Consider the following 8,299-nt stretch of genomic DNA (forward strand, 5'->3'; position numbering starts at 1 on the left):
GATCAGCGACGTCCGGCCGCAGCCGCTCGGGCCGCGCAGCACGGTGACGGGACGGTGCGTCCAGAGGTCGGCGAGAGCGCGCGCCTCCTTGGCGCGGCCGAAGAACCGGTGCCGCTCGTCCTCGCCGAACGGCCGACACCCCGGGTAGGGGTTCGACTCGGGACGGTCCGGGTCGGGACGGTCCGGGTCAGGACGGGGCGCGAACTGCTCCACGTCGCCCACTCCCTCACCCGTCGTCGATCGGGCTGCTTGGTGCTGGGTCCCACCCGCGGATCTCAGCCGAGCTCCGCGTCACCGATGTAGGAGCCGAACCCGGCGCACACGGTCGTCGACCTGCGCTCAGGGGCGAACACCGCCTCGATCTCGCTGGCGAGCACGGTGCCGCCCACTCGGCTCAGCTCCTCGAGAGAAGCCCCGGACAGGTCCGGGAGGTCACTGCGGAAATCCAGCTCGTCGCGCATAGGAGCTCCTCGTTTCCGGCGGTCGGGGCCCAACTGTGATTGTGCATGTTCCCTTTCCGGTCCGGGAGAACCTGGCCACATCGCGCCATTGTCCTGCCCCGCATTGCCAGCTCAGATGATGCGGGAGACCATACGCCTCCGCATCCGCCCGGCAAGTCGCCTCGAACGTGGAATTCTCCCATGGCCTGGGCAAGTCCAGCGTCATAGGATGCAGAACACGATCAATCTTGCGACCACGCGCGGAGGCGAGTCACGTGACGGATTCAGCCGAGATCGCCACGGTGCCCGCAGGTATCCCACGCATCTGGGGCACCAAGATTCCCGCGCGCAACCACAATTTCACCGGGCGCGAGGATCTTCTGTCCGCCCTCCGAAAGGGAATCAGAAGCAGCGTCGCCGCGGCAGTCGTCCCGTACGCCCTGCACGGAATGGCCGGCGTGGGAAAAACGCAGCTCGCGATCGAGTACGCGCACCGCTTCCGCTCGGAATACCAGCTCGTCTGGTGGATTCCGTCCGCACAGGAGAGCCTGGTGCGGTCCTCGCTCGCCGGGCTCGCGCCCCGCCTGGACCTCCCGCCCGCCAGCAAGATCGGTGTGGAGGAGGCCGCCAATCTGGTCCGCCAGGCCCTTGAGCGCGGGGAACCCTACGGTCGCTGGCTCTTGATCTTCGACAACGCCGACGAACCGGAGGACATCAACGCGTTCGTCCCGCAGGGCCCTGGCGACGTCCTGATCACCTCCCGCAACCCCAACTGGAAGGGGCGCGGACGCGTCGCCACCGTCGAGGTGGACGTGTTCCCCCGGGGTGAGAGTGTCGAGTTCCTCTCCAAACGCCTCCCCGGCGCGCTCTTGGAGAAGGACGCCGGCCGCCTCGCCGAGGAGCTCGGCGACCTGCCTCTCGCCTTGGAGCAGGCCGCGTCACTGCTCCAGGAGTCGGCCATGTCGGTGCAGGACTACCTGGCCCTGCTCCGTGACCGCATCAGCGACCTGCTGCTGGAGGGGGAGGCGAGCGAGTACCCGCGTCCGATGACGGCCGCGTGGCGTCTCGCTGTGGAGGAACTGGAACGGAACTACCCGAACGCGGTGCCGCTGCTGCGCTGCTGTGCCTTCTTCGGTCCCGAACCGTTCCCGCGGGACGTGTTCCGGAGGTCCACCGAGGGCGTGTCGCCGCAGCTGGCCGCGATCCTGGGAGACACCATCGAGACGAGTCGCGCCGTGGCCGGTCTGCGTCGGTACGCGCTGGTGCGGGTCGAGATCGAGGGCGACAATCGCACGATCCAGATGCACCGGCTGATCCAGGGCCTGGTCCGTAGCGCGCTCTCGGCCGAGGACAGGAAGCGCTGCCTCTCGGACGTCCATCTCCTGCTCGCGGAGGCGACCCCCAGAGACCCCGATCTACCGGAGTCCTGGCGGGACTTCAGCGCCCTCTACGCCCACGTCGACCCGACGGGTGCCATCGACAGCACCGAGCCGAAGGTCCGGGCGATGGTGTTGTCATTCGTCCGGTACCTGTACAGGTCGAGTGACCAGTCGGGCGGTGCGGGTTTCTCGAAACGCGTCCAGGACCACTGGAGCCGGATCTCGCCGCCGGACGACCTCAATGTGCTGCGGGCCCGTCGCCTGCGCGCCATCCTGCTCCGAGAGCGCGGCCAGTACAGCGAGGCGTACGAGGTCAATCAGGAGACGCTGCGCACGATGCGCGCCAGCGAGCGGCAGGACGACGAGTTCCGCGACCTCCTGCTCGCCGTGATCGACAGCAGCGGAGCCGACCTGCGCGCCCGCGGCGACTTCCGGCAGAGCCGGGAGCAGGACGAGTACTCCCTGCGCGAGCACGAGAGCTTCTTCGGGACGGAGCACGCCCGGACGATCCGCCCCATGAACAACCTGGCCCTCGACTACGGCCTCGTCAGCGACTACGTCCGGGCGCGCAACCTCCAGGAGCGCTGTTTCCGGCTGACCTCGGCCCGGCCGCGCCCGGAGGGAGTGACCGCCTTCGACGAAGCACTCCACCTGAACGGACTGGCCCGGGCCGTCCGGCTGCTGGGCGATTTCCGGGACGCCATGGATTTCGGCGAGGACGCCCTCGCACTCGCGACGGAGCAGCTCGGGCTGGACCACGCGGTGACGGTCCGGGCGTCCACCGACCTGGCGATCGCCAGGCGGCGCGCCGGGCGTTACCAGGAGGCGCTGGAACTCGCCGAGGAGACCTACGACCGGTGTCTGCGGACATTCGGTCCGATCCACCCCGACACACTCGCCTCGGCGACCAACCTGGCGAACACCTACCGGACCATGGACAAACAGGACGAGGCCCTGGAACTGGCCAGAACCGTCACCGAGCGCTACCCGGAGATGTTCGGGCCCGGACACCCCTATGTCTTCGCCGTCCAGGGGAACCTCGCGCTGCTGCACCGGGTTCGCGGTGAGACGGCCACGGCCCGCTCGATCAATGAGAAGGCTCTGGAGGGCCTGGAAGGGCGGCTCGGCCGGGACCACCACTACCCGCTGACCGTCGCCACCAACCTGGCCAGCGACCTCGCCGAACTCGGCGACCTCGCTGGCGCGGTCTCGCTCGGCCGGGACACGCTGCGGCGGCTGCGGTCGCTGCTCGGTGCGGACCATCCGATGACGCTGGCCTGCGCGGCGAACCTCTCGGTGGACCTTGAGCGGGAGGGCCGGGAGCGGCTCAGCGACGCCCTCCAGGAGGAGGGCGAGGAGTTGTACGAGGACACCATCCACCGCTACGCGCGGGTCCTCTCCCTCAACCACCCCGACGCGATGGTCGCCGCCGAGCGGCGGCACCTGGACTGCGACTTCGACCCGCCGCCGATCTAGGCGGCGGAGCGCGGCCCCCACGGGAACGTGCACGCAGCCCTTCGGCTACAAGGACGGGTTCGAGTCGCCGTACTGGGCTCGCCAGCGCTCGCGGTGCTGGTTCGCGGCCTGCCGGGCGCGGTCCAGCGCGTCGGACGGGACGGGTTCGCGCCGCCAGGAACGCAGCGTGCGGTCCATCTCCGTCGCGAACCGGATGCCGTCGTCGGTCAGGCCGCCGCTGCGCAGAAGCGTTCTGGTGACCAGTGCCGACGCGTCACGCCAGCGCGCGAACTCGCTGTGCGCCCGGAACGCGGCGTCGCCGTGTTCGTGGTGGCGCTGCCTGCGCCAGAAGCCGGCCACACCGAGATGCGCGTAGGCGCCGGTGAGCAGTCCGGCGGCGGGGCGCGGATCGTCCCGCCAGGGAGCGTAATAGCGGCGGCCGTCATCGGGGCGGACGAACGGTATGGCGTCGTTCAGCGCCCCGAACTTGGCGTGCTGCACCTCGTGAGCGAGTGTCACCGCCATGTCCCGGTCGTCCGGGGGCAGCGACGCGTAGACCGCGCCGAATGCCTCGTGGACGGTGGAACTGCGCATGCCCTGGGGCGGTGCGGAGATCGGGGTGAGGACGCGGAGGGTGCGGGAGGCCTCCTCGGCGATCGTCCAGTGCCACCGCACGAGAAGCCGCCATGCGCCGCGCAGCGTGGTGCGCCACTGCTCGACTTCGCCCGGGGTGAGGCGCGGCATCGGGTCGCCGCCGGCCGCGCGGAGCGGGTCGCAGTCGTCCAGGAGGAGGCGCAGCGCCATGCCGTGGTACTCGGCTTCGAGGGGGCGGAGGCCGTGCCAGCCGGGGCCGTCGCGGTGCGGGTCCTCGGCGGGCAGGACGGTCGTGCCCGCTTCGGACGAGATGGTGGCCGGGGCGTCGGCGGCGGCGTGGACGACGCCGGTCCCGGCGAACGGCGCGGCCATGCCGAGGGACGGCAGGAGCAGGCCGTCCGGGCCGCCGACGACCTCGACCGGGCGCGGGTCGCGGGCGCGGACCGCCGCCGCGGCGGCCAGCGTGGTGATCAGGTCGGTGTCGGCGTCGCCGGCCGCGACCGCGTGGGCCCAGACGCCGACGGACGGATGGTCCAGGACGGCGCGGACCGCTTCCGGCGCGCGGCCCTGGATGTCGGCGAGCAGCGCGTACGCCTGGCGGGCTCGGGCCTCGCGCCCCGGGTCGCGGGACTTGGCGGCCTCGCGCACCCAGCGCAGGAGCAGCAGGCGTTTGGAGCGCTGGACCCGCCACAGCTCGTCCACCGCATAGGCCCCGCCGCCGCCTTGGGCGAGGCCGGCGAACACCTTCTCGGGGATCGACAGGCGTTTCAGCTCCGGCCGCACCGGCTCGCTCTTCCGGACCCGCGTGCGCCCGGCCGGGGCGGTCCCGTCCTTCGCGCGCGCCAGGTCGCGGCTGACGGCGTCGCGGACGTGGCTCACCAGCCGGAACAGGTCACGGCAGTAGACGGACGGGTTCTTGAAGCCGCTGCCCGTCCGGTACCGGTGGACGTACTGGCCGCCGCCGCAGACGCTCCCCACCGGGCAGGCGAGGCAGGTCTCGGAGAGGGCGTCCGCGCCGATCTGGCGGGCGGCGGTCGCGGGCAGGGCGAGCGCGGCGTCGAAGCCGTCCCGGCCGACGTGCAGGCCGGTCGCGGCGGCTCCCTCGTAGGCGGACTTGAGGGTGTCGACCTGCTCGATGGTGCCGTCCGTCTCGACCACGACCATCGCGGCCGGGGAGAGGCCGACCACCTCGCTCGTGGACGGGCGGCCCAGGCTGAGCGCGATGAGCTCGCGGAACAGGCGCACGTGGGTCTCCCGGCGCGGCGCGGCCGTCCAGCGGTCGAAGACGGCGGTGAGCCAGTCGCCGTAGGGGGTGCCGGCGGACGCGGGATCGCGTCCGGGCGGCGGGGTGTCCCAGTTGCCGTGCGGGAGCAGGAAGTCGACGGCGGGCGGACGGAACTCCAGCAGCGCCTCGTAGGTCTCGACGGGCGGGTTCGCGAGGTCGACGGTGGCGAGCAGGCCGGTGAACAGGCGGCGGTACGGGCCGGCGGTGAGCCTGCGGAGCCCGGCGGCCGTCTCCGCGTAGCTGCCGCGGCCGTCGGCGTGCAGCCTGTGCCGGTCGTGGCCGCGCTCGTCGCCGTCGAGGCTGACGCTCACCCGGATGTCCAGCTCGTCGAACAGGCTCAGGAACGGTTCGGCCAGCAGGACGCCGTTGGTCTGGACGCCCGCGTGGACTCGCGCGCGGCCCCCGACCGCCTCCCGGACGGCCGTGACCGCGCGGCGGATCAGCTCCGGTCCGGCCAGGAGCGGTTCGCCGCCGTGCAGGATCACCTCGATGTCGGTCAGACCGTGCTCGCGGACGTGCTCGCCGATCCGCCGCGCGGTGGCGTCCACGACCTCGCCGCTCATCCGCCGGGGCTGCTCCCGCCACCCCTGGTCGGCCATCTCGTAGACGTAGCAGTAGTCACACGCCAGGTTGCAGCGGCTGTGGGCCTTCAGGACGAACTGCCGGAACGGCGTCGGCCGCCAGCCGGACGCCCGAAGCGCCGCGAGGTCCAGCGTTCCGGGCCATTCCCCAGCGCCGGTGCGAGCCGCCACGCAGATCAGCCCCCAGGGTCGTCCGGGCACGGTGCGACCCGCGAAGGCCAGCACCTTTGTTCCGATATGTAAGCATTCTTGGAGATCGACAAACCCGTCCCTCCGGCCACATGCGGGCACCTCGGCCGCGTCGCCGGACAGGGCGGGCTCCGATTCCCTCGCGCGGACCCCCGCCCCGGAACGCTTTCCCCGACCTCGTCCCGAACTGCCGTTGAATGCCTATCGTGAATTAATCTTCGACTGCTCTGATGGATTTGCAGGATGGGTTTCGTCTTTCAGCATCGCCGCCGGAAGTGTTCTCGGGAAGGCGGGGAGATGCTCGACGGGACGGCGAGTCGGACGGCGATGATGGTGGCCGGGGCGCGGGCGGCTCATCTGGTGGCGGACGGGAAGCCGGTGAACCTGCGGGACGACGTCGCCGGGCGGCTGCTCGGAAACGCGGCGGACGGTGGTGGGGTGGCTCGGGGTGAGCGTCTACCTGTCCTGGGAGACGGTTGAGGCTACCGTCCGCGAAATCGCCGGGCTGAGGGCCGAGATGGTCATGGACCACATGGTCCCGCGGGCGATGCGGGACGAGGTCGGGCGCGGCTACGGGGAGATCGCCGACCGGGTCGTCATGGAGAGCGGGGAGCCCTGCCGGACGTTCCTGGCGCCGGCCGAGGCCGAGGCGCTGGTGGCCCGCTGCGGCATGCGAGTGCTTGCGCATGTGGGGATGGAGGACGCCGTTCCGGCCACGATGCGGCGCCGGGACGACGTGCTGCGACCGTTCGTGTTCTCCCGGATCCTGCACGCCACCGCGCTCAGCCGAGGTGCTCGGGACAGCGGCGCGAACGCAACCTCGGTTAGGTGCCGGGCCGCAATTTCGGGCGGCCGGAGCCGGGGAACCGGACCAGTCCTGCGTGAGATACATACCAGTACAGACCGGCCCAAGAGTGCCGATAACGGTTGAGACTCGTGGGTCAACCGCCTCTTGAACTGGTACGGACCACCTCTTATCGTCGGGCCACGCGCGTTTCTGCTCATAGGGCATTCGTACCGCGCACATTCTTTCAATGTGCGCGGAGAAGGCGGGGACCAGATGAAACGGCATCTCACGGTCGCCATCGCCGCGGGCCTCACGGTCGCCGTGGGCGTCGGCGGTTGCAGCAAGGGAAGCTCGTCGAGCGGCGGCGGCAGCGGCTCCGACAAGACGATCAAATTCGTCGCCGCCATCTACGACGACAACACCAAGGGATTCTGGGACGGCCTGATCAAGGACTTCGAGGCGAAGAACTCGGGGTACAAGGTCGACCTGGAGATGGTGGACTGGACGCAGATGGACGCCAAGGTGAAGACCTACGTCCAGACCAAGCAGGTCCCCGACGTCCTCAACTACAACGCGTTCTCCGACTTCGCCCGCGACGGCCTGATCTACCAGGCGTCCGACGTGGTGTCGCCGAACACCCTGAGCGACTTCTCCCCGACCTTCGTGGAGCAGGCCAAGTACAACGGGACGCAGTACGCGCTGCCCTTCATCTCCAGCGCGCGGCTGATGTTCTACAACAAGGACCTGTTCAAGAAGGCCGGCATCAGCGACGCGCCCAAGACCTGGGCGGACGTGAAGTCCGACGCGCAGAAGATCAAGGCCGGCGGGAAGATCGGCTACGGTCTTCCGCTCGGTCCCGAGGAGGCGCAGGCCGAGTTCTACTCCTGGGCGATGAACAACAACGGCGGCTGGGTCGACTCGTCCGGGAAATGGGCGATCGACCAGCAGGCCAACGTGGACACGCTCAGCTTCCTCAAGGACCTGAACAAGTCGGGGCTGACCCAGCCGAACCCGGAGAGCACCGACCGCAAGACGGTGTTCAACCAGTTCGCGCAGGGCCGGGTCGGCATGTCGATCGGCGGCCCGTTCACCCGCGCCGGGTTCATCGACCCGGTGAACAAGAACCTGAACTACGGCATCGCGCCGCTGCCCAGCAAGGACGGCAGCCAGCACAACACGCTCGGCGTCATGGACATCCTCGCGGCGTTCAAGAAGAACGACGGGAAGAACAAGGACGCGGTGAAGAAGTTCCTCGACTTCTTCTACACCAAGGAGAACACCAGCAAGTTCCTCAAGCTGGAGAACTTCCTGCCGGTGACCAAGTCCGCCGGGGACGCGCTGAGCACCGACCCGTACTTCAAGCAGTTCGTGGACGCGCTGCCCACCAGCAAGTTCGCGCCGACCAGCAACCCGGCGTGGAGCGCGGTCGCCGGAGCGGTGAAGCAGCAGCTCGGCACGGCCGTCGCGAACAAGGACCCGAAGACCGTCCTCGGCGACATCCAGAAGACCGCCGAGAAGGCCGGCTGATCGAGCCGTGCACGACGTCCGACACGCGGACGACGTGAGCCCGCCGGACGCGGCCCCCGAGA

6 protein-coding genes are annotated in these 8,299 nt (G+C 70.1%); 3 read left to right on the forward strand and 3 right to left on the reverse strand.

The window, feature by feature from the left end:
• Together AB0J52_RS18190 and AB0J52_RS18195 are read right to left on the reverse strand one after the other, a co-directional pair.
• Positions 1-213, reverse strand: a 213-nt coding sequence (locus AB0J52_RS18190; RefSeq protein WP_500182759.1) for an nSTAND1 domain-containing NTPase, incomplete at its 3' end; no start/stop codon positions are given.
• 62 nt (positions 214-275) lie between these two features.
• Positions 276-461, reverse strand: a complete 186-nt coding sequence (locus AB0J52_RS18195; protein WP_500182760.1) for an FxSxx-COOH-like cyclophane-containing RiPP peptide — start codon at positions 459-461, stop codon at positions 276-278.
• Positions 462-742: 281 nt separating this feature from the next.
• Here AB0J52_RS18195 and fxsT point away from each other — a divergent pair, with 281 nt between their 5' ends.
• Positions 743-3,295, forward strand: coding sequence for an FxSxx-COOH system tetratricopeptide repeat protein (gene fxsT / locus AB0J52_RS18200; protein WP_500182764.1), 2,553 nt, complete (start codon positions 743-745; stop codon positions 3,293-3,295).
• A gap of 45 nt (positions 3,296-3,340) precedes the next feature.
• Here fxsT and AB0J52_RS18205 read toward each other — a convergent pair whose 3' ends face one another.
• Positions 3,341-5,935, reverse strand: a complete 2,595-nt coding sequence (locus AB0J52_RS18205) for an FxsB family cyclophane-forming radical SAM/SPASM peptide maturase (RefSeq protein WP_500182761.1) — start codon at positions 5,933-5,935, stop codon at positions 3,341-3,343.
• A 436-nt stretch (positions 5,936-6,371) separates the two neighbouring features.
• Between AB0J52_RS18205 and AB0J52_RS18210 the strand changes: the two genes are divergently transcribed.
• Together AB0J52_RS18210 and AB0J52_RS18215 are read left to right on the forward strand one after the other, a co-directional pair.
• Positions 6,372-6,854 carry a hypothetical protein gene (locus AB0J52_RS18210; protein WP_500182762.1) on the forward strand — a complete coding sequence of 161 codons (483 nt, stop codon included), beginning with the start codon at positions 6,372-6,374 and terminating at the stop codon, positions 6,852-6,854.
• A gap of 129 nt (positions 6,855-6,983) precedes the next feature.
• A complete protein-coding gene (locus AB0J52_RS18215) occupies positions 6,984-8,237 on the forward strand; it encodes an extracellular solute-binding protein (protein WP_500182763.1) in 1,254 nt (417 codons plus the stop codon).
• The last annotated feature ends 62 nt before the right edge of the window (positions 8,238-8,299 follow it).

It is taken from the genome of Spirillospora sp. NPDC049652 (assembly GCF_040675125.1).
Lineage (GTDB): Bacteria > Actinomycetota > Actinomycetes > Streptosporangiales > Streptosporangiaceae > Spirillospora.